Origin of the sequence: Halomonas sp. KG2, assembly GCA_030440445.1 — a bacterium.
GTDB lineage: Bacteria > Pseudomonadota > Gammaproteobacteria > Pseudomonadales > Halomonadaceae > Vreelandella.
The window spans coordinates 3,557,800-3,583,306 of sequence record CP098528.1 but is presented as its reverse complement, the minus strand read 5'-3'; the positions used below and the strand labels follow the sequence as shown (position 1 = coordinate 3,583,306).

Sequence of the window (25,507 nt, the reverse complement as noted above, 5' to 3'; positions counted from 1 at the left end):
GGGCTATACCGATATAAGCGCGTTTACAAAATATAGCGCGATAGGTCTTCGTCTACTGCTAGCTCACCCAGTTGGGCATTGACGTAATCGGCATCGATGACCAGCGGGCTATCCATGTCGCCGCCTTTAAATGAGGCTTCTTCGAGCAGCCGTTCCAGCACTGTATGTAGACGGCGAGCGCCAATATTCTCGGTGCCTTCGTTCACCTGCCAGGATATCTCGGCAATACGCTCGATACCGTCTGGAGTGAACTCGATATCCAGCCCTTCGGTAGCCAGCAGTGCTTGATACTGCTTGGTGAGCGAGGCGGAGGGCTCGGTGAGAATCCGCTGGAAATCGCCGGGGGTCAGCGCATCCAGCTCAACACGGATCGGCAAGCGTCCTTGTAGCTCTGGAATAAGGTCCGAGGGACGCGATAGGTGGAAGGCACCCGAGGCAATGAACAGGATATGATCGGTTTTGACCATGCCGTATTTGGTTGAAACGGTAGAGCCTTCGATTAACGGCAGCAGGTCACGCTGAACGCCTTCACGGGAGACTTCGCCACCGCTAGACTGGCCGCTACCCTTGGCAACTTTGTCGATCTCATCCAAGAAGACAATCCCATGCTGCTCAACGGCTTCGACGGCGCGGGCTTTGATCTCTTCTTCATTGACCAGCTTGCCCGCTTCTTCATCGCGCAGCAGAACCAGTGCCTCTTTCACCGTTACACGGCGCTGCTCACGCTTTTGTTGGCCCATGTTGGAGAACAGGCTCTGTAGCTGGTTGGTCATCTCCTCCATGCCTGGCGGCGTCATTATGTCGATGCCTTGCCCATGGGAAGAGATTTCGATATCGATCTCTTTATCATCCAACTGACCTTCCCGAAGCTTTTTGCGGAAGGTTTGACGCGTACCGTTATCTTCCCGAGGCTTATCTTCCTGACCGCGGGGTGGTGGCAGCAGTGCATCTAGAACGCGGTCTTCAGCGGCATCTTCAGCGCGATGGCCGACTTCTTCCTTCGCGTGTTCACGCACCATTTTGATGGCGGCTTCCATCAAGTCGCGAATAATCGACTCAACGTCCCGGCCTACATAGCCCACTTCGGTAAATTTAGTGGCCTCGACCTTGATGAAGGGCGCTCTGGCTAGCTTGGCGAGGCGGCGAGCAATTTCAGTTTTACCCACGCCGGTAGGGCCAATCATCAGAATATTCTTTGGAGTCACTTCCGGGCGCAACTCATCGTCTAGTTGCATGCGACGCCAGCGGTTACGCAGGGCAATGGCCACGGCGCGCTTGGCATCTTGTTGACCAATGATGTATTGATCCAGGGCGTGGACGATTTCGCGGGGTGTCATCTGAGTCATAAAAAGGGCCTCAACGGTCGTTGATGTTCAGCTCTTCGAGCGTCACGTGGTGATTGGTAAATACGCAGATGTCGCCGGCGATTTCGAGAGACTTTTCAGTGATTTCACGAGCAGAAAGCTCGGTGTTTTCCAATAGTGCGCGGGCACTTGCCTGGGCAAAGTTGCCGCCAGAGCCAATAGCAATAATGCCGCGTTCAGGCTCAACCACATCACCGTTACCGGTAATAATCAGCGAGGCACTGTGGTCCGCCACGGCCAGTAGCGCTTCCAGGCGGCGCAGCGCTCGATCGGTGCGCCAATCTTTGGCCAACTCAACCGCTGCTTTGGTGAGGTGTCCTTGGTATTTTTCTAACTGCGCTTCAAAACGCTCAAACAGGGTGAAGGCATCGGCGGTGCCGCCAGCAAAACCAGCGAGTACTTTGCCACGATACAGGCGGCGTACTTTACTCGCATTGCCTTTCATTACGGTGTTGCCCAGTGATACTTGGCCGTCGCCTGCAAGGGCAACCTGATTACCGCGGCGTACGGATACAATAGTGGTCATGGAGATAACTCCTTGGGGGAGACACATGCTCCCGATGACTGATCGGCCATTTTAAAAGACCGTATAAAAAGCGATTCACAACAAAATGCGGGCGGCTGATAAAAAATCAACCGCCCGCTAAATAAAGCTGTTAGATAAACTGTTTTTTTAACGGGGCTTATGACGGTGAAAGCCTGCCTAGCCCGTTGGTTAACGTAGTCTGTGGTTAGACTAGTTCTGCAGTTGGATCAGCAGTGGCTCAATGCCTTGTGTGGCCATTAAGTCTTGGGCGCGGTTAAGCTCACGAGTATCTTCGTAAGGGCCTACTTGAACACGGTGCCAAGTATCGCCATTAGCCTTTACTTCGCTAACTTGGGCCAGCAGGCTTAAGTTGCGCAGACGGCCACGCAACTGCTCGGCATCGCTTAGCTCCCGAAACGACGCGGCCTGTAGCATGTAGCGGTTAGGCGTGTTGCTGGCAGGCGCTTGCTGGGCAGCGGCCACTTGCTCTTCAGGGCGCATATTAGCTGCAATAACCTGAGCAATAGGGTCATCGTTCTGACGCGCACTTGCGTTGCTTGTCGTTGTTTCGTTGCTTGTCGTTGTTTGGTTAGTTGTCGCGTTGTTACTTGCCGTCGTTTGTTCCTGCTGTGCTGCTGCTTCAGGGCGGTTCACGGTTGATGGCAGTGACACGCCTGGAGCAATGACTTCTGTGTCTGGCAGCAGCGTGTAGAACTCAAACGTTGGCATTGATGGCTCAGCGACGGTTTCTGTTTGACGCGCAGCGCTGCGCTCATCGCTGTCAGCAGGCTTAGGCAAGACAGTCGCTTGGGGCGTGTCTTCCTGCTCTTGCCAAGGAGCGGTGCCATGTTGATGCTGTGCTAGGAAGAAGCCTGCCGCTAAACCTGCTATCCCCCAAAGCCAGCCAGGAATTTTGAATCCGCCACCTGAGCTTTTGCTGGCTTTGCGCTGAGAGGTTGCGCCTCGGCGGGCGGGCTTCTCTTTTGGGCTGGCCATCGCTTACATCTCCTCTGGGGCGCTAACCCCCATAAGATCAAGGCCGTTGCGAAGCACCTGCTTGGTTGCTAGGCCAAGAGCTAAGCGTGTGTTGCGCAGGGTATCGTCTTCGACCATGACTTTAACGGCGTTGTAGCAGGTGTGGAAATCACCCGAAAGATCCAATAGATACTGAGCAACCTGCTGGGGCTCGCGATTTTTAGCGGCGTTTTCAACCACTTCTGGGTAGCGTGCCAAGCGATTAAGCACGGCCTTTTCCTGGTCGCTATCGAGCAGTGCGAGGTTAGCTAGAGCGACGCTGTGGTTGAATGGCTGGTCTGCATCTTCGGCTTTGCGCAGCATGCTGGATACCCGCGCATGGGCGTATTGAATGTAATACACCGGATTATCGTTCGACTGCGAGCGCGCCAAGTCGATATCAAAGGTAAGCTGCGAATCCGCCCGGCGTGCGGCCAGGAAGAAGCGGGTAGCATCACGGCCAACTTCATCAATCAGGTCGCGCACGGTGACATAGCTACCAGCACGTTTGGAAAGTTTTACCTCTACACCTGAGCGGGTCACCATCACCATTTGATGCAGAACGTAGTCGGGCCAGCCTTTGGGAATGCCGACCTCCAGTGCCTGCAAGCCAGCACGAACACGGGTAACCGTGGAGTGGTGGTCAGCACCTTGCTCATTAATCACGGTTTTAAAGCCGCGTTGCCACTTATTCAGGTGGTAGGCCACATCCGGTAAGAAGTAGGTATAGCCACCTTCCCGTTTGCGCATCACGCGGTCTTTGTCATCGCCAAAGTCAGTGGTGCGCAGCCACATGGCACCGTCTTCTTCGTACGTATGGCCATTCGCAACGAGCTTCTCAACGGTCGCGTCTACTTTGCCGTCTTGATAAAGCGATGACTCAAGGAAGTAGACGTCAAACTCAACGCCAAACGCTTTCAGGTCTAAATCCTGTTCTCGGCGTAGCCAAGCGACAGCGAAGGCCTGAATGGCATCTAGGTCATTAGCATCTGCTTTAGCGGTGACTTCACGGTCATCGGCTGCCACCGTTTTGCCTGCCATGTAGTCATTGGCCACATCAACGATGTACTCGCCGCGGTAGCCGTCTTCTGGCCAGCTGGGGTCATCTGGCCCAAGGCCCTTGGCGCGAGCTTGAACAGAAAGCGCCAGATTTTTGATCTGGGCGCCGGCATCGTTGTAATAAAATTCGCGCGTCACATCGTAGCCGGTGGCTTCTAACAGGCGGCAAATACAGTCGCCTATTGCTGCGCCACGGCCATGGCCAACATGAAGAGGTCCTGTCGGGTTGGCAGAAACAAACTCCACCTGGACTTTCTCGCCCTTGCCAATCAGGCTGCGGCCAAAGGCATCGCCGCTATCGAGCACCTGAGCAACAATTTGAGCGGCCGCATCTGTGGCAGCAAAAAAATTAATAAAGCCGGGGCCAGCAATCTCGGTTTTTTGAATGGCATCGCTCGCAGGGAGGGCGGCGACCAGTAGGTCGGCTAGCTCGCGCGGCTTCTTTGCTGCGGGCTTCGCCAGCATAAGGGCTAGGTTGGTGGCGTAGTCGCCGTGTGCTTTATCTTTAGTGGGGTCAACTTTAATCGTCGGCTGTAGATCGTCGGGCAGCACGCCTTGGTGCTTAAGCGCGTCAATCGCGCCTTCTAGCAAAGTAACAATTGTGTCTTTCATTTAAATATCCGAATGTCGTCAGTGGCGGCGTGTGCATGCGCTCATGTTAGGCAGCGGCAAAGCGGTCATTATCGGCAATTGGCGCGCAGTTTCAAAGCCGTATTACGTTACAGGGCGAGCCAATGGCCCACGATATGTCTATCTCTACGCGAGACTCTACGCGAGAGTTTGCGGGTCAATGTCGATTGACCATCGGACTTTGCGCGCCTCACGATTGGCTTCTAACCACTGTACCAGCCAGTTAGCAGCGGTATGGCGCTGGCTACGTTTGTCTGCTGCCAGCATGATGTGCACATGATAACGGTTTTGGCGGCGCTCCATGGGAGCTGGAACGGGGCCTAGGCAGCGCACCGGTAGTTTTACCATTGTTAACCATTGGTGAAGTGCTTGAGCAGCCTGCTGGCCCAAAGCAGTGGCAGCTTCTTCATGGGGGCTTTCAATGCGTAGCAATGCCATAAAGCAAAAAGGCGGCAGCATAGCGAGGCGGCGCTCTTCCAAAAGGCTGCGGGCGAGTGCGCCATAACCGTGCTCCGCAAGTTGGCCCAAGTGCGGGTCATCTGGGTGCAGCGTTTGTACCAGAACCCGCCCTGGATGAGCGGCACGCCCAGCGCGACCGGCGACCTGCTCCAGCAACTGCGCGCTGTGTTCCAGCGCGCGAAAATCAGCAGCGTAAAGTCCACCGTCGGCATTAACGACGACGACCAGCGTGACATGGGGCAGGTGATGGCCTTTCGCCAGCATTTGGGTGCCGACGAGCAAGCATGGCTCGCCTCGTTGGATCTCTTTGAGTATCTGCTCAAAACTCTCTTTTTTACGCGTACTGTCGCGGTCGATACGGTGAACGGTGACGTTTGGGAACAATCCCTGCAGCGTCTCTTCCGTTCGTTCGGTGCCGCTGCCCAGGGCGCGCAGGTCGCCGCTGCCACACTCGGGGCAAGCGTCTGGTAGCGCGCGCCGACTATCGCAATGGTGGCAGGCCAAAAGGGCAGGCTGGCGGTGCAGCGTCATGCGCGAGTCGCACTGTCCGCACTCGGCGATCCACCCACAGCTATGGCAAGCCAGCGTTGGTGCGAATCCCCGTCGGTTAATAAAAACCAGCGCCTGCTTGCCTGACGCTAAGGTGTTTTTGATAGCGGTGATGGCGCCGGGCAGAAGCCCCCCCTGGCGTCGCTGATGACGTAGGTCAATCAATTCAAGCTTGGCTGGTGGGTGTCGGCTGGGACGTTGGGTGAGGCGCAGATGGCGATAGTGGCCGGAAAGCGCTTGCTGCAAACTCTCAAAAGAAGGCGTGGCGCTGCCTAACAGCAGGGGGATGTTGTGGTAATGAGCCCTGGCAACGGCTAAGTCCCGGGCGTGGTAGCGAAGCCCGTCGTGCTGTTTATAGGAGCCATCATGCTCTTCGTCGACGATAATGGCCCCTGGGCTTTTGAGTGGCGTAAAAATAGCCGAACGGGTGCCGATAATGACTAGCGCGCGGCCATTGGCAGCGGCTTCCCATACATCCAGGCGCTCCAGGTCGGTCAGCCCCGAGTGTAGCGCCACTACCGGTACCCTAAAGCGACTCTTAAAGCGCGCCAGGGTTTGAGGCGTGAGGCCTATTTCAGGCACCAACACCAGAGACTGCTTGCCCTTAGCGGCGAGGGCTTCAATTAGCTGAAGGTAGATTTCGGTTTTACCGCTTCCGGTTACGCCTTCAAGTAAGCAAGGATGGTAGCTATCGAGCTTTTCATGCAATACGGCAAGTGCCGAGGCCTGCTCTCTGTTCAGCGGCAGTGATGGTGAGGCCAGCAGGTTGCCACCAGCGGAAGGTGTTGCGGTTAGCGTGGTTTCCTGGGCACGGGCGAAGCCCTTTTTTTGCAAGGCTAGCAGCTGTTCACGGGTGAAGCCATGAGCAGTGATTGCTCGACCAGCCAGCCCATGTGGATGCTGACGCAGCAGGGCATACAGCTCGGCTTGTTTCGGTGCTCGCTGAAGCGGCAGGTCGTCCCCAGGTGATAGCGGCAGCCACAGGGTCTGCGTTCGCCCTCCCATTGGGTGGCCCTGGCGCAGCCGAGCGGGCATGGCCAGCTGCATTGTGTCGCCTAAACTGTGCTGATAATAACGCGCAGCAAAATGGCATAGCCACTGCCAGTCGTTGGGCAGGGGGGCGTCATCGAGCACTTCGCTAATAGCGCGTAGCTTCCCGTGAGGCAGTTCGCTGCCATTGGCAAGTTCTGCCACCACGCCGACCACTTCTCTGCGGCCAAAGGGGACGCGTACTCTAAGGCCTATCTGCCAGCCACAAGCGGGTGGTTGGCATGTTGGTAAGTAGTCAAATAAACGCCGCAGCGGTGATGGTAGAGCGACTTTTAGCACTTGAAAAGGTGCTGAGGACTCGCCTTGAGGGCGTGCCTGGTTAGAAACAGAATCGGACAATTGGCCTCCGGCGTTTAGTTTGCTAGAATGCGCGGCCGCTCTGAATCTATAGGATGGAGCGGTTAACCGGTTAGCAGTTTTTTCAAACCCGTATGCGGTGCCTGGCAACGGATCAGGTGGCGGCATACAGCTCATGAGGCTCAAGATGAAACAAGGTATCCACCCGAATTACAACACGGTCACCGCTAGCTGTTCTTGCGGTGCAAGCTTCCAGGTTGGTTCTACCTCTGGTCAGGACTTCTCTCTGGACGTGTGCTCCAACTGCCACCCGTTCTACACTGGTAAGCAGAAGCAAGCGACCACTGGTGGCCGTGTAGAACGCTTTAACAAGCGTTTCGGCGCTGCCGTTAAGCGCGGCTAATCCTAACGGATTTGCGCTGCTGCAAACACACAATGTGTTTGCAATATAAGCCCACGCTACGGCGTGGGCTTTTTATTCTCAGAGGCACGCTTTTTCCATTTTCCTTTCCCTTCCTTGCCTGATAGGCCTTTTGAAGGCTTATTCTACCTAGTAATGATGCATCCATGGATGCTTCTAGCAGATGCTTTAAATAGATACTTTTCCACAACCGCTTCTGCATAGATAGGCCTGTGGAAAAAACTGGTTTTTTATAATTTTTAATGGAATTTATTTTCATAAATGCCGCATTGCATCAATAAGCAAACCTTTATGGCTATCGCGTTCATTTATAAGTTGCAGCAAATGGTGTTGAAAAGTTACGAACATGTTGGAAACGGGGTTGAAACAACTGTTTTTCTGCAAAGTTTACTACGTGCTTGAGGCGCATGGGTTTTTTCTATATTCTGGAGTGACTTTTCTACTTTAGGCTGATTGGACCTTGACCATGATGGATGCAAATAAGCAAGCGGCTTTGGATTATCACGCTAAACCGATTCCCGGTAAGCTATCTGTGGAGTTAACCAAACCCACAGCTACCGCGCGTGATCTGGCGCTGGCGTATAGCCCTGGCGTTGCTGAGCCGGTTCGCGAAATCGCCCGTGAGGCGGAAAACGCGTATCGCTACACTGGTAAAGGGAATCTGGTCGCTGTCATTTCTGACGGAACTGCCATTCTAGGTCTTGGTAACCTTGGTCCGCTGGCCAGTAAGCCGGTTATGGAAGGTAAGGGCGTACTGTTTAAGTGCTTTGCAGGCATTAACTCAGTCGATATTGAAGTGGATGCTGAAAGCCCTCAGGCGTTTATCGATACGGTGGCGCGCATTGCGGATACCTGGGGTGGTATTAACCTGGAAGATATCAAAGCACCCGAATGCTTTGAAATCGAAAAAGCCTTGATTGATCGCTGCAGTATTCCAGTATTTCACGATGATCAGCATGGTACGGCCATTGTGACCGCTGCCGGTATGCTTAATGCGCTGGATATTGCCAATAAGCGTATTGAAGATGTGAAGATTGTCTGCATGGGCGCGGGGGCAGCAGCGATTGCCTGCATGCGTTTGCTAGTGTCTTGTGGCGCGAGTAAAAAGAATTTGGTGATGCTTGATCGTCGCGGTGTTATTCACGCTGATCGCGATGGCATTAACGAGTATAAAGCTGAATTCGCCCGCCATACCAATATGCGCACGCTAGACGATGCCATCGACGGTGCTGATGTGTTTATTGGTCTTTCAGGCCCAGGGCTGCTTTCTGCCGAGCAAGTGAAAAAAATGGCCGCAGACCCGGTTATTTTCGCCTGTACTAACCCAGATCCGGAAATTCACCCGGCTGTGGCCCGCGAGGCACGTCCTGATGTGATCATGGCCACAGGTCGTTCGGATTTCCCGAATCAGGTAAATAACGTATTGGGTTTCCCGTTTATTTTCCGAGGTGCTTTGGATGTTCGGGCGACACGCATTAATGAAGCCATGAAGCTGGCTGCTGTCCACGCCCTGAAGGATCTAGCTCGAGAGCCGGTACCCCAAGAAGTGTTAGACGCCTACGAGCGCACCGAGATGAGTTTTGGGCGTGAGTACATTATTCCGACACCGGTCGATATTCGCCTGCTAGAGCGAGTTTCTTCGGCGGTGGCTCAGGCAGCCGTAGACTCAGGTGTGGCGCGTAAGCCTTATCCCGCGCACTATCCGCTCAAAACAATTAATGACGTTTACGGTGCGTAAACTTTATAGCGCACGTTGATGTATCCTCCGACGCCCGCTGATAGCGGGCGTCGGTGTTTTTGCGAACCGGTGCGCTTTAGTGCTGTTGCGGGTAACGCACCAGTCCTTCTTGAGCGGTAGAGGCCACTAAGCGACCATCGCGTTGGTAAATATGACCGCGCGCTAAACCACGGGCACCGCCAGCCCAGGGAGAGTCAATCACGTAGAGTAACCAGTCATCCAGACGGGGGTCTTCGTGTAGCCACAGGGCATGGTCCAGGCTGGCGATGCGCAGTTTGGGATCGGTAAACTTGATGCCGTGGGGAACCAGTCCGGTCGTTAGCAGGTTGAAGTCCGATGCGTAGGAAAGCAGATGGCGATGCAGGGCTGGGTCATCGGGCAGCGTTCCGCCCGCTAGGCGAAACCATAGGCACTGACCTGCAGGCGATGCATTGTCTGGATTGCCTTTTAAATGCAGAAACTCGATAGGATGACCTGGGAAACGCGCATGCTTTACATCTCCACTTTCGATTAACGCTTCTGGCGTAGGCACGTGGGGCATGGTGCGCTGGTGGCTAATGCTCTCTTCGGCGCTTTGAAACGAAGCGCTACAGAAGAAAATCGGGCGCCCTTTTTGAATAGCGGTAACGCGCCGAGTAGTAAAGCTACCACCATCGCGAATCGTGTCTACTTGGTAGACGACAGGGCGGTGAGGGTCGCCGGGACGCAGAAAATAGCCATGCTGTGAGTGTGGGCGGCGATCATCGGGCACGGTGCGGGCCGCCGCTGCTAATGCTTGGCCTAATACCTGGCCGCCGTAGAGCTGTGGGAAGCCGAGGTCTTGGCTTTGGCCACGAAATAGCGTCTCTTCAAGTGTTTCCAGCTCTAGTAAGCTTACCAGTAACTTCAGCGCATCGTTCATTCTCGGTATCCTTAGTGCTGTCCGTTTGGCCGCTAATGTTTGCCAGGGTATCTTTGCGGCTATGGCACAATTAAAACGATCGTTTTGCTACCTTAGCGGAGTTTGTCTTGATACGCAGCGACGAATTTTACATGCACCGAGCGCTTGACCAAGCACACCTTGCCTTTAAAGAGGGTGAGGTGCCGGTGGGGGCCGTAGTGGTGGATGCTTTGGGTACCATTATAGGAGCAGGGCGAAACTCACCGGTAGCGAGTTGCGACCCTAGCGGTCACGCGGAAATTGGCGCGCTGAGAGCGGCGGGGCAGCAGGTAGGTAACTACCGCTTAGAGGGCTGCACACTATTTGTGACGCTTGAGCCATGCATGATGTGTGCGGGTGCCATGGTCCATGCCCGATTAGCACGCTTGGTTTATGGTGCGGCAGAGCCGCGCACGGGGATGGTCGAATCAAAAGCTAACCTGCTTGCTCAGCCGTGGTTCAATCATCAAGTAGCCGTCACTAGTGGCGTGCTGGCAACGCCGGCAAAAAAATTGCTAAAACAGTTTTTTGCTACGAAACGTTAGCCCGCTACTATCGTCAACGAGTGGCGGTATTGTGGGTAGCAGTCAATCATTGCTCCACGGGTGGAATAATATCAAAGAGTAACAGAGGCTCATCGCTAACCAGCGTTTGTCCCAATTGGAAAAACTGCTGGCGACTGCGTTCGACGTACTCAATCATCTCGTAGTAGCGGCGAATGTTGCGTACATAGATCACCGGCTCACCGCCGCGTGCATAGCCATGGCGAGTTTGGCTGTGCCATTCCCGTTGCTGAAGTAAGGGCAGCGCTGCACGGACATCTTGCCAGCTGTCTGGGTTGCCGCCGCGCATTTCGGCGATCTTGCGGGCATCGTATAGGTGTCCAAGTCCCACGTTATAGGCCGCCATCGCCATGTAGAGCCGGTCATTGCCGACAATGCTCTCTGGCAGACGATCTTTAATGCTGCGTAAATAGCGGGCGCCACCATCAATGCTCTGGGCAGGATTAGTGCGGTCAGCGACGCCCATCTCGCTGGCGGTTGGGTTGGTGAGCATCATTAGGCCGCGCACCCCGGTGGGAGACACTGCGTTAGGGTCCCAGTGAGATTCCTGATAGCCCACGGCAGCCAGCAGTTTCCAATCAAACCCCGTGTCTCGAGCAGCCTTTTTGAAAAGCTCGCTATAGGTTGGCAGGCGTTCATCAAGATGGGCTAAAAATGTGCGTGTTCCCACGTACTCCAAATAATCATCATGGCCAAAATAGCGGCTGACGAGCTGCTCCAGCGTGCCATTTTCCTGCAGTTCTTGGAGGAACTGATTGGCAGTTTCCAATAGCCCCAGTCCGCGCCCGCTGGGCACCGCCCAGGCTAATGATAGCGGCTCTCCTAGCAAGAAACCGCGCTCGACGTTAGGAAAAAAAAAGCCGATTGAGACGAAACTGATGATCAAAAATAATTGCGGCATCCAGCGTGCCGTTTTCCACCCGCGCCAGCAGTTCTGCTACTTCAAGCTCGTGAGACTCTTTCCAGCTTAAGCTTGGGTAGTCGCGCTGAAGGGCGAGGAGTGATTGGCTGGTGCCTGCTTCGCTAAGCGTGCCTAATTCCAAACCAACTAAATTTTTTGGCTCGTTTATGCCGTTCAAGCCACGACGATAAACCACCAGTGGCTGCATCTGAATAATTGAGCGGGTGTAATGAATGCCGGGTGAATCTGGCAGCAAGGGGAGCGCCGCAGCACCTAGGTCTCCTTGTTCTCGTACGGCTGGCAGCACGCTTTCAGGATGGTGGCTTGCATTGAGATTTAAGCTAACCCCCAAATAGTCAGCAAACCGATGCATCAGCTCATATTCAAAGCCAGTGGGGCCTTGGCGGCCTTCATAGTAAGTGGTTGGTGTGTTACGGGTATGAATAGTAATAAATTCTTTCGCGATGATCTGGGCGAGGTGCTCACCTTGCGGTACCGGCGTGGTGGCGCGCGGAATTAACGCTAAGAAAAGCGTAACAATGACTGCAAAATAAGCGCGATAACGCGTTATAAAATGTCGGCAAATCAACGTCAGCATGGCGTCTTGTCGGCATGAAACAAGCTGTCACGATACCCAGCCTGAGAGATGCTGTCACCTTGTTGATTTCGTGTGGCCGCCGCTTTCCAGTATCATAGTGAGATTGCCGCGCTGCGGCCCACTGATTTCCCGCACGAACTCTTCCTGCTTTAGAGGCTCCCAGATATGCTCGAACTGCGAGGCGCACCTGCCCTTTCTGCCTTCCGCCATGAACGGCTGTTAACGGTGTTGCGTGAACGTGTTCCCGAGGTGGAGGCGTTGTCCGCCCATTACGTCCACTTCATAGACCACCGCGAGACACTGGATGATGCTGCCCAGGAGTGTTTGGCCAAGCTGCTTGATTATGGCAGCCACGCAAGCCAAGACATTCCTGAAAACGCCCAGCGCTTCCTGGTTGTGCCGCGTTTAGGCACCCAGTCGCCATGGTCTTCTAAAGCAACTGATATTGCTCATAACTGTGGGCTGCACCAGATTGATCGCATCGAACGTGGTGTCGATTATCGGGTAGCGCTGCGCAGTGAGCCTAGCGCTGAACAGTTAGACGCGATCAGCGCGTTACTGCACGACCGTATGACGGAGAACGTGCTGGCTGACGTTGCTGATGCGGTCAAACTGTTTGCTCATCATACCCCTGCGCCACTGGGCAGTGTCGATATCTTGGAAGGCGGCCACGAAGCGTTGGCAACAGCCAACCGAGAATTAGGGCTGGCGCTTGCCGACGATGAAATCGACTATCTAGTGGCTGCGTTTATTGAGCTTGGTCGCAACCCTAGCGATGTCGAGCTGATGATGTTTGCCCAGGCGAACTCGGAGCACTGCCGCCACAAAATCTTCAACGCGGACTGGGTTATTGATGGTGAAGCCCAGAGCCATTCGCTGTTTAAGATGATTAAGAACACCTTTGCGACCTCGCCGGATAACGTACTCTCGGCTTATAGCGATAACGCGGCGGTGATCAAGGGTAGCCAGGGAGGGCGCTTCTTCCCCACGCCACTGACTGGCGCTGAGGGGGAGCGGGCCAGCTACGACGCCCACCAAGAGCCCATCCACATTCTGATGAAGGTGGAAACCCACAACCATCCTACAGCGATTGCACCATTCCCTGGCGCGGCGACCGGTTCTGGCGGTGAAATTCGTGATGAGGGGGCGACCGGTATCGGCGGCAAGCCGAAGGCCGGCCTGTCGGGCTTTACCGTATCCAACCTGCGTATCCCCGAGTTCGTACAGCCCTGGGAAGCGTTTGACTACGGCAAGCCAGAGCGCATGCAGTCAGCGCTGCAAATTATGCTGGACGGCCCCATCGGTGGTGCGGCGTTTAACAATGAATTTGGCCGACCTAATCTGACGGGCTACTTCCGTACCTATGAGCAGGATACGCTGAGCGACGATGGTATCGAGCGTCGCGGCTTCCACAAGCCGATTATGCTGGCCGGTGGTTATGGCAACATTCGTGCTCACCATGTGCAGAAAGGGGAGATCCCCGTTGGTGGCAAGCTCATCGTGATGGGTGGCCCGGCCATGCTGATCGGTCTGGGTGGTGGTGCAGCGTCTAGCATGGCATCAGGCGAGTCCAGCGCGGACTTGGATTTTGCCTCGGTGCAGCGGGAAAACCCGGAAATTGAGCGTCGCGCCCAGGAGGTCATCGACCGCTGTTGGGCGCTGGGCGATAAAAACCCGATTCGCTTTATTCACGATGTAGGTGCAGGCGGGCTTTCCAACGCCTTACCGGAGCTGGTCAAAGACGGTAATCGCGGTGGCCTGTTCAACCTGCGTGCAGTGCCTAATGCTGAACCGGGTATGAGCCCGCTGGAAATTTGGTGTAACGAAGCCCAAGAGCGTTATGTGCTGGCCGTTGCCCCTGATGACTTAGCTACCTTTGACGCACTGTGCAAACGCGAACGCTGCCCCTATGCGGTGGTCGGCGAGGCCATGGAGCATCATCACCTGGAAGTTCGTGACGGCCATTTTGATACCAAGCCGGTCGATCTCCCGATGAGCGTGTTGTTTGGCAAGCCGCCGAAGATGACGCGCTCGTTTGAACGTCAAACCCCTGAGCTATCTGGCGTTATGCTCGACAACCTGGATCTACGCGAAGCGATGGATCGGGTGTTGCGCCTGCCAACCGTGGCATCGAAGAGCTTTTTGATTACCATTGGCGACCGTTCAATTACCGGCCAAGTCGCCCGCGATCAGATGGTTGGCCCTTGGCAGGTACCGGTGGCCGATGTGGCCGTGACCACTGCTAGCTTCGACACCCACGCTGGTGAAGCTATGGCGATGGGCGAGCGTCCGCCAGTGGCACTGATTAATCCTGCTGCTAGTGCTCGCTTAGCGGTTGCCGAAGCGATTACTAACTTAGCCGCGGCGCCCATTGCCAAACTGTCGGATATTAAGCTTTCAGCGAACTGGATGAGCGCTGCCGACCATCCCGGTGAAAATCAGGCGCTCTATGATGCTGTACATGCCGTCGGTATGGAGCTGTGTCCGGCACTCGGCATTGCCATTCCGGTGGGTAAGGATTCCATGTCAATGCGCACTGCTTGGCAGGAAGGCAATGAGGCTGACGAAAAGAGCATCACATCGCCGCTTTCGCTGGTGGTGACGGGGTTTGCGCCAGTGACCGATGCGTTGGCGACGCTGACACCGCAAATCAATCTAGAGCAGGATGAATCTGACCTGATTCTGATCGACTTGGGTAATGGCCAAAACCGCTTAGGTGGTTCTGCGCTGGCGCAAGTTTATGGTCAAGTCGGTAATGACTGTCCTGATGTTGATGACCCAGAAGACCTGAAAGCATTTTTCGAGGTCATTCAGGGGCTCAACCGCGATGGCAAACTGTTGGCCTATCACGACCGTAGTGATGGTGGCCTGCTGGTCACGCTATTGGAAATGGCCTTTGCTGCCCATGCAGGCCTTGAGATTAAGCTGGACTGGCTGATTGATGAGCCGGTGGAAGCGTTCAATGCGCTGTTCTCTGAAGAGCTGGGTGCGGTCATTCAGGTGAGCCGTGAGCACACTGAAGAAGTGCTCACCCAGTTTGCAGTGGCGGGTATCGAAACCTGCGGTGTTATTGCGCGTCCCCGTTATGACGACCAGGTGCGGGTAACGCTGTTTGAAGAGCCGCTGCTGGAAACCACACGCCAGCTGACCCAGCGCACCTGGGCGGAAACCAGCTACCGCATGCAGGCACTGCGTGATAACCCCGAATGCGCCAAGAATGAATTCGATAGCCTGCTGGATGTTCGTGACCCTGGCCTAAGTGCCGCGCCTAGCTTTGATATCAACGATGATATCAGCGCGCCGTTTATCAACACGGCCAAGCCTGCTGTTGCTGTACTGCGCGAGCAAGGCGTTAATGGTCAGGTCGAGATGGCCTGGGCGTTCCATAAAGCGGGCTTCGACGCAGTGGATGTGCACATGAGTGACATCCTGGAAGGGCGTGTTTCGCTTGATGAGTTCAAAGGCTTAGTCGCCTGCGGTGGTTTCTCTTACGGCGACGTGCTGGGCGCTGGCGGCGGTTGGGCAAAGTCGGTGTTGTTCAATGAGCGTGCCCGTGAGCAGTTTGCCAACTTCTTCACCCGTGATGACAGCTTCTCGTTGGGCGTGTGCAATGGTTGTCAGATGCTCTCGCAGCTAAAGACACTGATTCCGGGGGCTGAAAGCTGGCCTGCGTTTGAGCGTAACGAATCTGAGCAGTTCGAAGCACGTGTAGCGATGGTGCGGGTAGAGAAAAGCCCGTCGATTCTGCTGGCGGGTATGGAAGGCTCTAAGTTACCGATTGCTGTGGCCCACGGCGAAGGACGTGCTGAGTTCCGTGATACCGCGCATCTGCGCAGTATGCAGTCCAGCAGCCAGATAGCGCTGCGTTATATCGACAACTACGGTCAAGTAACAACCCGCTACCCAGCTAATCCTAACGGCTCGCCGTCAGGAATCACCGGCCTAACCACACCGGATGGCCGTGTGACCATTATGATGCCTCACCCAGAGCGGGTGACTCGCGCGGTCACCAACTCCTGGCGTCCGGCCGAATGGACTGAGGATGGCGCTTGGCTGCGTTTATTCCGTAACGCCCGTGTATGGCTGGGCTGATACGCCTTGCCATGCTAAAGAAAAGCGGCCTGCGGGCCGCTTTTTTTCCTGTGGTGGAGAAGTGATCTTGGTGGTAGTTGCGATAGAATGAAACGTTCGTTTGAAAATACTTCGTCTTCGCGCCACACTCAGTTCACAAGCGCGTTTATCACATCATAAGCGCACTACTTCACAAGCTCAGCTATCGCCCATCGATGGCGAGCCAAAGGAATCTTCTGGGAGCCCGAATGCATCAAATCCTCAATGAACGTGTGACTCTGACCTTCGCTGACCACGTGGCTGAGGTCATGTTGTCACGACCTGACCACCACAATGGCCTGGATTGGGCCATGATTGATGGTCTGTTGGCAGCCCAACAGTGCCTGACCCAGCTCGCTGGGCTGCGTGCGGTGGTCTTGAGTGGCGATGGTGACAGCTTTTGCGCGGGGCTCGATATGGCGTCGATCATGAGCGAGGCGGAACGGCTGCCCACCCTGCTGGCGCCCGACGAAGCGGGTATCAATCCGGTTCAGCGCTTGGCTCTAGGCTGGCGCGAGGCGGGCGTTCCCGTGGTAGTTGCTCTGCACGGGCATGTTTACGGCGGCGGCTTGCAGATAGCCTTGGGCGCCGATATTCGTATTCTCCACCCCCGCGCACGTCTGGCGCTGTTGGAGATTGATTGGGGCATCATTCCCGATATGGCCATTAGCGTGACGGGCGTGGGGCTGCGCCAGGATGTACTTCAGGAGCTGGCGATCAGTGGGCGCAAGGTGTCCGGGGAGGAGGCCTATCAGTTGGGCTTGGGCAGCCGCCTGAGCGATACGCCCCTGGAAGCCGCCCGGGAAACCGCTGCGCTTATTGCTTCGCGCTCACCTCGTGCCGTCGCTGCGGCTCGTGAGCTGTTTGCACGCAGCCCGGATTTAGCCCCTCGTGATCGACTAGCCCTCGAAGCGCATTTGCAGCAGCAGCTTTTAGCCGGTGCCGAGCAGCGTGAGGCGGTGAGTGCACGAATGGAGCGTCGCGCCCCGCGTTTCGACTGACATGCCTCAATTCAGCCCTTCCAGCGATCCCATTTCTGGTTCACCACCCCGTTTACGCCCCTACCAAACGGAGGCCGTAAAGCGCGTGGTGGGCCACTTCCGTGCCAGCAGCGCGCCTGCAGTGGTGGTATTACCCACTGGGAGCGGTAAGTCGTTAGTGATTGCTGAGCTGGCTAGGCTAGCCCGTGGCCGTGTGCTGGTGCTGGCCCACGTGCGTGAGCTGGTTGAGCAAAATCATGCCAAGTACCAAGCCTACGGGCTTCAGGCAGATATTTTCAGCGCAGGTCTTAAGCGTAAAGAAGCCAGCCGACAAGTGGTATTTGGTTCGGTACAGTCGGTGGTGCGTAATCTGGAGCGCTTCAGTGACGCCAGTTTTACGTTATTGGTGATTGATGAGTGCCACCGAGTATCGCTGGAAAAAGATGCTAGCTATCGCCAAGTGATTGAGCATCTTCGGCGTCAGAATCCGCAGCTAAAAATTCTCGGCTTAACCGCTACGCCGTTTCGGTTGGGGCAGGGGTTTATCTACCACCGCCATCACCACGGCATGGTGCGCGGTGATGAAGCGTGCTTCTTTGCCGACTGCGTCTTTGAACAGCCGCTGCGATTGATGGTGAAGCAAGGTTTTTTGGCAGCGCCAAAACGGCTGGATATGGCCATTGAAGGCTACGATTTTTCTGCCTTGGCCCCTGCGCCCAGTGGGCTGTTTCGTGAGGAAGAGCTCAATCGCGTTGTTGCCGGTAGCCGTGCTACGCCAAGGATTATTCAGCAGGTGGTTGAGTACGCTGAAGAACGTCAAGGGGTGATGATTTTTGCCGCAACGGTCGCTCATGCTGAAGAAATCATCAGCTACTTACCTGCGGACCAAGCGGCGTTGATTACCGGCGCGACGGCCTCCCAAGAGCGCGCCTCTCTGATTGAGGCGTTCAAGGCGCGTGAGCTTAAGTTTCTAGTTAATGTGGCCGTGCTAACCACAGGATTCGATGCGCCCCATGTGGATTTAATCGCTATTCTGCGGCCCACGGAATCGGTGAGCCTTTACCAGCAGATTGTTGGTCGAGGGCTGCGTTTATCGCCGGATAAAACCAACTGCCTAGTGTTGGATTTCGCTGGTAATCCCTGGGACCTTTATGCGCCAGAAGTCGGCGAGCCAAAACCAGACAGCGACAGCGAACCGGTCCAGGTTGAGTGCCCGGCGTGTGGCCATGCCAATCTGTTCTGGGGTAAGCGTGATGGAGAACTGGTGATTGAGCATTTTGGCCGCCGCTGCCAGGGGCTGGTAGACAATCCCAATCCGCCCGCTAAGCCGGGCAAGGGCAGGCAGGGCACCGATCAAAAACAGTGTGATTTTCGCTTTCGCTTTAAAGTTTGTGAGCAGTGTGGCGCTGAGAATGATATTGCCGCCCGCCGATGTCATGGTTGCGAGCAACTGCTGGTGGATGCCGACGATAAGCTCAAAGACGCACTCAAATTAAAAGATGCCAAAGTGCTGCGAGTCAGCGGTATGCAGTTAGAGGCCACGACCAATGGGCGGGGGCTACCACGCCTAAAAGTGACCTATCACGATGAAGATGGCGCGAGCTTGGCAGAGTGGTTTGCGCTGGAAACGCCTGCTCAGCGGCGGGCATTTTATGCTGTTTTTTTACGTAACCACCTGCGTGCCCCAGGCGCTAAGTGGCAGCCTGCTTCGCCGACCGAAGTGGTCGAAGAGCAGCGCCGCCTGCGCCATCCCGATTTTGTTGTGGGGCGTAAAGTCGGGCGGCACTGGAAGCTTCGCGATAAGCTGTTTGACTACCAAGGGCGTTATCGCAAGGCGGCTGAGGCAGGCTAGCGATAATGCCTCGATAGGTGACACGCTGTTACACTGGCGAGCATAGCCATTTAACTAACCATGGGCGCTCAACTAACCATGGATGTTTAACTAAAAAGGAACACGCCCCGCGTGAGCGAGACGCCAAACGCCCCCGTTGATCACGAACTTATTGAGCCAACTGCCGAACCGGTAGCGGAAGCGCTTGGGCGTCTGTTTGATGAGCCCATCATGCAGTTGCCGGAGGATCTCTATATACCGCCAGAGGCGCTACGCGTGTTTCTAGAGGCCTTCGAAGGGCCGCTTGATCTGCTGCTCTATCTTATTCGCCGTCAGAACCTGGATATTTTGACGATCAATGTGGCAACCATCACTCATCAATACATTGAGTATGTGGAACTGATGAAAGCCATGGAGATTGAGCTGGCCGGAGAGTACTTGTTAATGGCGGCTATGCTGGCGGAAATTAAATCCCGCACACTACTGCCGCGCCCACCGAAGGCAGAAGGCGAAGAGGAAGAAGATCCCAGGGCTGAGTTGATTCGCCGTCTGCAAGAGTATGAGCGCTTAAAGGAAGCCGCTGAAACGTTGGACACGCTGCCTCGGGTAGGGCGTGACTGGTTTAGTGTACAGGCGGGTCTGCCCCCGTTAGAGGCGCGGGTAATTCATCCCGATGTAGGGTTAGATGAGCTGCTTGGGGCGCTGTCGGATATTCTGAAACGCGCTGAGCTGGCGCAAGCCCACCAAATCAGCCGCGAGGTACTCTCTACCCGCGAACGCATGCTGAAAATTATGGAGCAGTTAAGTCACGACGGGGACCATCAGCGCTATACCCCGTTTGAAGCGTTGTTTACGCTGGAAGAGGGGCGTGCTGGAGTCGTTGTTACGTTTATGGCCATTTTAGAATTAGCCAAAGAAGCCATGATCGAAATTGTACAGAACGCGCCACTGTCGCCCATTCATGTGCGTGCGCGGCGTGCGGCCCTCACGGATGGAGAAGAAGAGAGCGCATTTGAAGAGGCTGACTCAGGCGATGACGTCTCAGAGTCTGCGTTTGAAGAGTACGCGTTTGAGGAGTCAGCATTTGAGCCTGACGAGGAGTCGCCGTGAGAGACACCACGTTAGACGATATTATTGAAGCGGCATTACTTGCCGCTGGCGAGCCGCTTTCTCTAGAGCGGCTTGAAACGCTGTTTTTAGAAGACGAGTGTCCGTCTAAAAAAGCACTGCGCGATACGTTGTCCCGCCTTGTCCTGCGCCATGAAGAAGGAGCGCTGGAGCTAGTAGAGACCGCGTCAGGATTTCAGCTGCGTATTCGCCCACGACTCTCTCATTGGGTGTCGCGCCTATGGGATGAGCGGCCACAGCGATACTCCCGGGCATTGTTGGAAACATTGGCGCTGATTGCTTATCGACAGCCGGTGACGCGGGGTGATATCGAAGACGTGCGCGGTGTAAGTGTTAGCAGCTCTATTATCCGTACGCTAATGGAGCGGGGATGGATTCGCGTGGTAGGCCATCGAGATGTGCCTGGGCGACCAGCCGTTTATGCCACCACCCGCAGCTTTTTAGATGATTTTGGCTTGAAAACCTTGGATGCATTGCCGCCGATGCATGAATTGGTCAATGCCGATGATAGCGATACGGTTATTGAGCAAGATGAAGCACAACCAGCACTGGACGAAACGCCAGAAACCGTGCAGGATGCGCCACCCCAGAGTGAAGAGATAGCTTCAGCTGAGACTGCTGCAGCAGAGATAGCTGATAAACACGCCGAGACGGCGTTAACCCAGCCGCTGAGTTTTGCCGATTTAGAGGCGCGCTTAGCGGCACGTGCGCAGCGTAACGATGATGATGCGCGCACGCAGACTAACGATGTGAGGTCAGACGACCATGAGTCAGAGTAATAACACCACGCCCCCCGCCAGTGAAAAGCTGCAAAAAGTACTGGCCCGGGCAGGGCTGGGGTCACGCCGTGAAATGGAAACTGCCATTTCCGACGGCCGGGTAAAGGTTAATAGCCAGGTAGCCAAGTTAGGCGACCGAGTAGAAGCCCGCGACAAGGTCAGTTTTGATGATCGCCCTGTGTCGCTGCGCCCCGAAGAGGAAGTGCCCCGCCGTGTGATTATGTACAACAAGCCGGAAGGAGAGTTGTGCACGCGCAAAGACCCAGAAGGGCGTCGCACGGTGTTTGAGCGTCTCCCGCGTCTGAAAGGCGAGCGCTGGGTTGCCATTGGCCGTTTGGATATTAACACGAGCGGCTTGTTGCTATTCACCACAGACGGCGAGCTTGCAAACCGGCTAATGCACCCTTCGACCCAGGTAGAGCGTGAGTACGCGGTTCGCGTGATGGGTGAAGTCAAGCGCGAGCATATTGTCGCCATGGTTGATGGCGTCATGTTAGAAGATGGTCCTGCGCGCTTTACTGACGTACAAGAGTTTGGTGGCGAAGGCATTAATACCTGGTTCCACGTGGTGATTTTAGAAGGTCGTAACCGTGAAGTACGCCGCCTGTGGGAATCTCAGGGGCTAACGGTTAGCCGTCTGAAGCGGGTGCGCTACGGCAACATCTTCCTTGATAAGCGCGCTAAAGCAGGCGAGTGGGTTGAGCTCTCCCAGGATGAGGTCGACGACCTAGCCACATTAGCAAACTTGGAAACTCGCAAGGTGCCAGCACTAACACCCGACGAGAAAAACCGCTGGAGCCGTGATAAGCACAAACGCCGTCCGGTTCAAGCTATGCGCAAGCCTAAGCGTCGCGAATAACTGCTCCCCTTGGCTGTTCTGAGCAGCAAGTCGGCAGAAAAGTAAAGCATCACATTTGGCTTTTCTACCGTGCTTAGTTCAGCCGGGCTTTGATGCTTTGTGTGTATGCTGCTTTCAAGGAGTCTCGCTTTCCAACCAGGCAACGATTTTATGCATGCCTGTGCTGTTCGAGCCTTTTACGAGTACACCGTCGCCATTGTTGAAGGTATCTGCCAGCACTGTTTTTAATGCCTCAATAGACGCCACGTGGGCGCCTTGCTGCGCAGTAGGCAAACGCTCCCAAAATGTTCGGTAATGGGGGCCAACGACATACAGTGTGTCGATTTTAGCGCGCTCGACAGCCTCTAAAAGTGCTGTGTGGTAGTGTTCGGCTGATGGTCCCAGGTCTTCCATTTGCCCCAGAATGGCAATTCGTTGTCCTTCAACAGTGAGGTGTCCCAGTCGATCCAGTGCTGCGGCCATTGAGCCTGGATTGGCATTGTAGGCATCATTGATTAGTGTGAACTGGCGACCCTTAAAACGAATCAGTTTTTCCTCTCCACGGCCGGGCAGTGGGCGGAATGTTTTTAAGCGTTCTAGTATTGGTGCTAACGGATAGTCCAATGCCGTCGTGACGGCTATTACGGCAAGGCTGTTCAAGGCCATATGGTGGCCAGCTGCTCCAATTTTCATGTTCTCCTGTGGGCCGCCGTAACGTGACAATGTGGCAACCTGCGTTACGTTGTCATAGCTAATCAGTCGTATGTCACTCTGCTCGTGTTCGCCAAACAATATGACGCGTTGCTTGTTCTTAATCGCGGCCGAGTAGACCATTTCAAACTCGAGCATATCTCGGTTGATGACAGCAACCCCACCCGGTGACATCCCCTCGAAAATAGCGCTTTTGACGCGAGCAATATCAGCCACTGTGTGTGAGCTACCTATATGCGCCGGATGGACGTTCAGGAAAACAGCAACATGCGGCCGTGCCATTCTGGAACTGGTCGGCATTCTGCCGACTGCCATTTCTAGTACTAGGTGTGGCAAATCCCATCCAGCTGAAGATAGGTTCCAGGCAACGCCATGCGGTAAATTTGCATTGTGTGCACTAGCATAAACGTCACCTCGGGTTGCTAGAGCATGTGCCAGCATGGCCACGGCCGTCGTTTTACCCGAACTTCCAGTCACTCCAACAACAACACCGCTCATCTGATTTCGAGCATAGCGGCCAAGGGCTAAGATTGCCTCCCCGATGTTGTCGACCTCAAGTATTGGGAGTTCGTTGCTTTCTAGCGCCAGCGTGGATGATGAGGATGAGCTCACCATGATACCTGCTGGTGTTGGTAAGGTGCTCACGCGACTTGGCAGAACGCCGACCTTCTCATCCTCGCCTCTCACAACCACAAGGTCGCCACCACAAACGCTCGGAGCGAAATACTTAACTCCCTTTGCGAAGAACCAGTCGTGTGTAGGCCGTCGAAGCCAGCGCCCCCCTGTGGCTGCTTCTATGTGATGGGCATTCCAGGCGCGGTCGTTGACCACGGGGGAGGGGGCGCAGGGCGCTTTTAGATAGTGGGTCAAGAACGCAACATACCCCGACAAATAGTGCTCCACATCATCGATACGTACACGGAAGCTGTGGTGACGAATAAAAAAGCTACCCATGATGCGCTGCGGGTTCTGAAAGTAGATAGCAAATTCTGGCCAGAAAAAACCATTGAGCAGGTAGTGTGCCCGTGCTTCTAATGCGCGGTAGAACTTCTTAAGATCAACTTGCTCCAGCAGATGTTGATGCTGCTTGCTAGTTTCCAGGCGTGTAATCATTTTGTGAGCTGCCATCATCAATTCAAGCAGCGTTGGGAAAGTCGTAATACGTCCCATCACAAAATTAAGATGCCCTGAAACGTTTTTGATACCAAATTGGTAGTAACGCTCTTCTGGTCGGTAAAGCGTTAATTCATTGACGCAGTAACTAAGCCAGTGGTCGTGAGTTTTCCAGTGGTCTTTTTCGATAAAATACTCAAAAGCGCTTACAACGGTGTTTAGCCAGCGTTCGTCTTTAGTAAGGCCGTATAGGCGCATTAGGCCGAAAGCGGCCTCGCCATCGTAGTATATGATGCGAAACTCTTCTTTTATGCTGAGATCGTCGGCATTTAAAACGTGATTGAACTGGCCAGTGGCCTGGTGCTGCATGTGCTGTATGCCGAGCGCTAGCTGCTCCATAAGCGGCAAGTATTGCTGGTCATTAGTAAGCTCTGTGTACTTAACAAGGGCAAGCAAACACACCGCGTTGCCGCCGAGCTTTATTTCGTTGTTGCTGTCTTGTAAGTAAGCGAGGGTTTCTCCAGAAGGTAAGGTATATTGGCGAATTAATTGGCTCGTTAAGTGCTCCATAGAGCGGTCTATTGCAGACTTTAACTCGCTACTTTGGGTGACTTCCCATGCTTCAAGCATTGAGTACGTGGTGCTGGTGTGGCGGAGTGTATTGTAGGCGTTGATTTCTCTGTCGAAGCAGGGGTGAATGCCATAAATAAAGCGGCCTTTTGCATCGACCTGCTCTGCCAGGAATTGGCTGGATTGCTGAATTAATGAGGTAACCTGAGCAGGGTCTAGCTGCTCGATAATTCGCCGCCCGGTATTGCGACCTTCTTGACCGCCGCTATAGCCGTGAAGCAGTTCATGCGGTTTGTCGGGTTGCACTAAAATGGCTTGGGTGGTGAACAGCAGGGCTTGATCTTGGAGGGCTGGTAATGAGAAGTGCTTACCGTAGCGCTTCACACCATAGCTGAGAAAATTTTTCTTGTTCAGTGCGGCTTTTGGCTGATTGCCACCTAGGTACAGCATGGCGTTTGCGTTGAGTTCTTGCTCAAGAAAGGCGTAGCGGAAGTTGGTATCTAGACAGACGCCATAGCGGAAATAGTTGCGCTTTACGCTTTGCATCTCTTTTAGGCAGTCGGCCCATGGCATGGCCCGCGTTCCGGTTACCCAGTCAATACGTAGCCAGCGTACCTTAGGCGACTCTTTAAATTTTCGTTGTTGCCAGTCGGCGAGCTTTTTCCACACCTCGGCTAGATGCTTACCTGAAAACTGCACCACGGTTGCTCGTTGCAAGCCATCCGTGAATGATAAAAATAGGGTAAGTGATTTGTTTACTGATAAATGGGCTTTCGACAGCTCTGCTTCCAGTGGCGCTTTTGCCTGCACAATTAACTCTGAGAGTTTTTTTGTGGGGTGCTGCTTGATCAGGCTGCGTACCTGAGGCTGTTTGGCCTTTGGTTGGGCACTACGTGCGGCGGTAGGCTTTTTCACTGTTGGTTGCTGGCGCATGCTGTGCTTCTCTTTGTTAACGTCGCGAAAACACATGGGTATGGTGCGTTAACGCTTTATGTTTGGCTTAAATATCACATTTTAATTAGTGCGTGTCATTAGCGCCGGAGAGTAGCAACCCATGCTTTTTCTGGGTTAATTAGAAGTTTTGCTAATCAGCTTTAAAAGAACTTGCCAAGCGTAGGGGTGGTCTGTATTATATGCATCCGTTCGAGGGGGTCGTTAGCTCAGTTGGTAGAGCAGTTGACTTTTAATCAATTGGTCGTAGGTTCGAATCCTACACGACCCACCATTCGAACCAGTTTATAGCGCCAAGTGGTCAACTAGGTGCGTAGCAAAATTTGGGTCGTTAGCTCAGTTGGTAGAGCAGTTGACTTTTAATCAATTGGTCGTAGGTTCGAATCCTACACGACCCACCAAATTTAA

At 54.5% G+C, this 25,507-nt stretch carries 16 protein-coding genes, 2 tRNA genes and 1 pseudogene; 11 read left to right on the top strand and 8 right to left on the bottom strand.

The genetic code is table 11. The features are described 5' to 3' along the window. Nucleotides 1-23 precede the first annotated feature (23 nt). The 5 genes from hslU to NDQ72_16510 all read right to left on the bottom strand — a co-directional run bounded on the left by hslU (nucleotide 24) and on the right by NDQ72_16510 (nucleotide 7,116). Nucleotides 24-1,346 (bottom strand): ATP-dependent protease ATPase subunit HslU, encoded by a 1,323-nt coding sequence (hslU, locus tag NDQ72_16530; GenBank protein WKD27631.1) that lies wholly within the window; start codon nucleotides 1,344-1,346, stop codon nucleotides 24-26. Between the two features lie 10 nt (nucleotides 1,347-1,356). Next, the gene (gene hslV / locus NDQ72_16525) at nucleotides 1,357-1,890 is read right to left on the bottom strand and encodes an ATP-dependent protease subunit HslV (protein WKD27630.1); all 534 of its coding nucleotides are present in this window, start codon (nucleotides 1,888-1,890) and stop codon (nucleotides 1,357-1,359) included. 210 nt (nucleotides 1,891-2,100) lie between these two features. Further along, on the bottom strand, nucleotides 2,101-2,886 hold the full coding sequence (locus tag NDQ72_16520) for an SPOR domain-containing protein (protein ID WKD27629.1): 786 nt from the start codon (nucleotides 2,884-2,886) through the stop codon (nucleotides 2,101-2,103). Between the two features lie 3 nt (nucleotides 2,887-2,889). Further along, nucleotides 2,890-4,575, bottom strand: coding sequence for an arginine--tRNA ligase (gene argS, locus NDQ72_16515; GenBank protein WKD27628.1), 1,686 nt, complete (start codon nucleotides 4,573-4,575; stop codon nucleotides 2,890-2,892). Nucleotides 4,576-4,731: 156 nt separating this feature from the next. After that, on the bottom strand, nucleotides 4,732-7,116 hold the full coding sequence (locus tag NDQ72_16510) for a primosomal protein N' (protein WKD27627.1): 2,385 nt from the start codon (nucleotides 7,114-7,116) through the stop codon (nucleotides 4,732-4,734). Between the two features lie 19 nt (nucleotides 7,117-7,135). On the opposite strand from NDQ72_16510, the gene rpmE reads away from it, so the two are divergent. Continuing rightward, nucleotides 7,136-7,351 carry a 50S ribosomal protein L31 gene (rpmE, locus tag NDQ72_16505; protein ID WKD27626.1) on the top strand — a complete coding sequence of 72 codons (216 nt, stop codon included), beginning with the start codon at nucleotides 7,136-7,138 and terminating at the stop codon, nucleotides 7,349-7,351. A gap of 484 nt (nucleotides 7,352-7,835) precedes the next feature. Beyond that, the gene (locus NDQ72_16500; GenBank protein ID WKD27625.1) at nucleotides 7,836-9,107 is read left to right on the top strand and encodes a malate dehydrogenase; all 1,272 of its coding nucleotides are present in this window, start codon (nucleotides 7,836-7,838) and stop codon (nucleotides 9,105-9,107) included. Between the two features lie 76 nt (nucleotides 9,108-9,183). Here NDQ72_16500 and NDQ72_16495 read toward each other — a convergent pair whose 3' ends face one another. Beyond that, nucleotides 9,184-10,008 carry an acyl-CoA thioesterase II gene (locus NDQ72_16495; protein ID WKD27624.1) on the bottom strand — a complete coding sequence of 275 codons (825 nt, stop codon included), beginning with the start codon at nucleotides 10,006-10,008 and terminating at the stop codon, nucleotides 9,184-9,186. Nucleotides 10,009-10,139: 131 nt separating this feature from the next. Between NDQ72_16495 and tadA the strand changes: the two genes are divergently transcribed. Further along, nucleotides 10,140-10,571 carry a tRNA adenosine(34) deaminase TadA gene (gene tadA / locus NDQ72_16490; GenBank protein ID WKD27623.1) on the top strand — a complete coding sequence of 144 codons (432 nt, stop codon included), beginning with the start codon at nucleotides 10,140-10,142 and terminating at the stop codon, nucleotides 10,569-10,571. Between the two features lie 46 nt (nucleotides 10,572-10,617). Here tadA and mltF read toward each other — a convergent pair. Beyond that, nucleotides 10,618-12,088 (bottom strand): annotated as a pseudogene (gene mltF / locus NDQ72_16485) (membrane-bound lytic murein transglycosylase MltF). A gap of 165 nt (nucleotides 12,089-12,253) precedes the next feature. On the opposite strand from mltF, the gene purL reads away from it, so the two are divergent. From purL to rluB, 6 genes are all read left to right on the top strand, one after another. Continuing rightward, entirely contained in the window at nucleotides 12,254-16,180 is a 3,927-nt protein-coding gene (purL, locus tag NDQ72_16480; protein WKD27622.1) for a phosphoribosylformylglycinamidine synthase, read from the top strand. A gap of 227 nt (nucleotides 16,181-16,407) precedes the next feature. Then, on the top strand, nucleotides 16,408-17,199 hold the full coding sequence (locus NDQ72_16475) for a crotonase/enoyl-CoA hydratase family protein (protein WKD27621.1): 792 nt from the start codon (nucleotides 16,408-16,410) through the stop codon (nucleotides 17,197-17,199). Between the two features lies 1 nt (nucleotide 17,200). After that, nucleotides 17,201-19,030, top strand: coding sequence for a DEAD/DEAH box helicase (locus NDQ72_16470; GenBank protein ID WKD30427.1), 1,830 nt, complete (start codon nucleotides 17,201-17,203; stop codon nucleotides 19,028-19,030). Nucleotides 19,031-19,141: 111 nt separating this feature from the next. Further along, nucleotides 19,142-20,119 (top strand): segregation/condensation protein A, encoded by a 978-nt coding sequence (locus NDQ72_16465; protein WKD27620.1) that lies wholly within the window; start codon nucleotides 19,142-19,144, stop codon nucleotides 20,117-20,119. Beyond that, a complete protein-coding gene (gene scpB, locus NDQ72_16460; GenBank protein ID WKD27619.1) occupies nucleotides 20,116-20,916 on the top strand; it encodes an SMC-Scp complex subunit ScpB in 801 nt (266 codons plus the stop codon). Before NDQ72_16465 ends, scpB begins: the two co-directional genes overlap by 4 nt. Further along, the gene (gene rluB, locus NDQ72_16455) at nucleotides 20,903-21,775 is read left to right on the top strand and encodes a 23S rRNA pseudouridine(2605) synthase RluB (protein WKD27618.1); all 873 of its coding nucleotides are present in this window, start codon (nucleotides 20,903-20,905) and stop codon (nucleotides 21,773-21,775) included. Before scpB ends, rluB begins: the two co-directional genes overlap by 14 nt. Before the next feature lie 114 nt (nucleotides 21,776-21,889). Here the strand turns inward: rluB and NDQ72_16450 are convergent, their stop codons facing one another. Beyond that, entirely contained in the window at nucleotides 21,890-25,081 is a 3,192-nt protein-coding gene (locus NDQ72_16450) for a Mur ligase family protein (protein WKD27617.1), read from the bottom strand. A 216-nt stretch (nucleotides 25,082-25,297) separates the two neighbouring features. Here NDQ72_16450 and NDQ72_16445 point away from each other — a divergent pair. After that, nucleotides 25,298-25,373: transfer RNA gene (locus NDQ72_16445), tRNA-Lys, on the top strand. Nucleotides 25,374-25,424: 51 nt separating this feature from the next. Beyond that, nucleotides 25,425-25,500 (top strand) — tRNA-Lys (locus tag NDQ72_16440). Nucleotides 25,501-25,507: the final 7 nt, after the last annotated feature.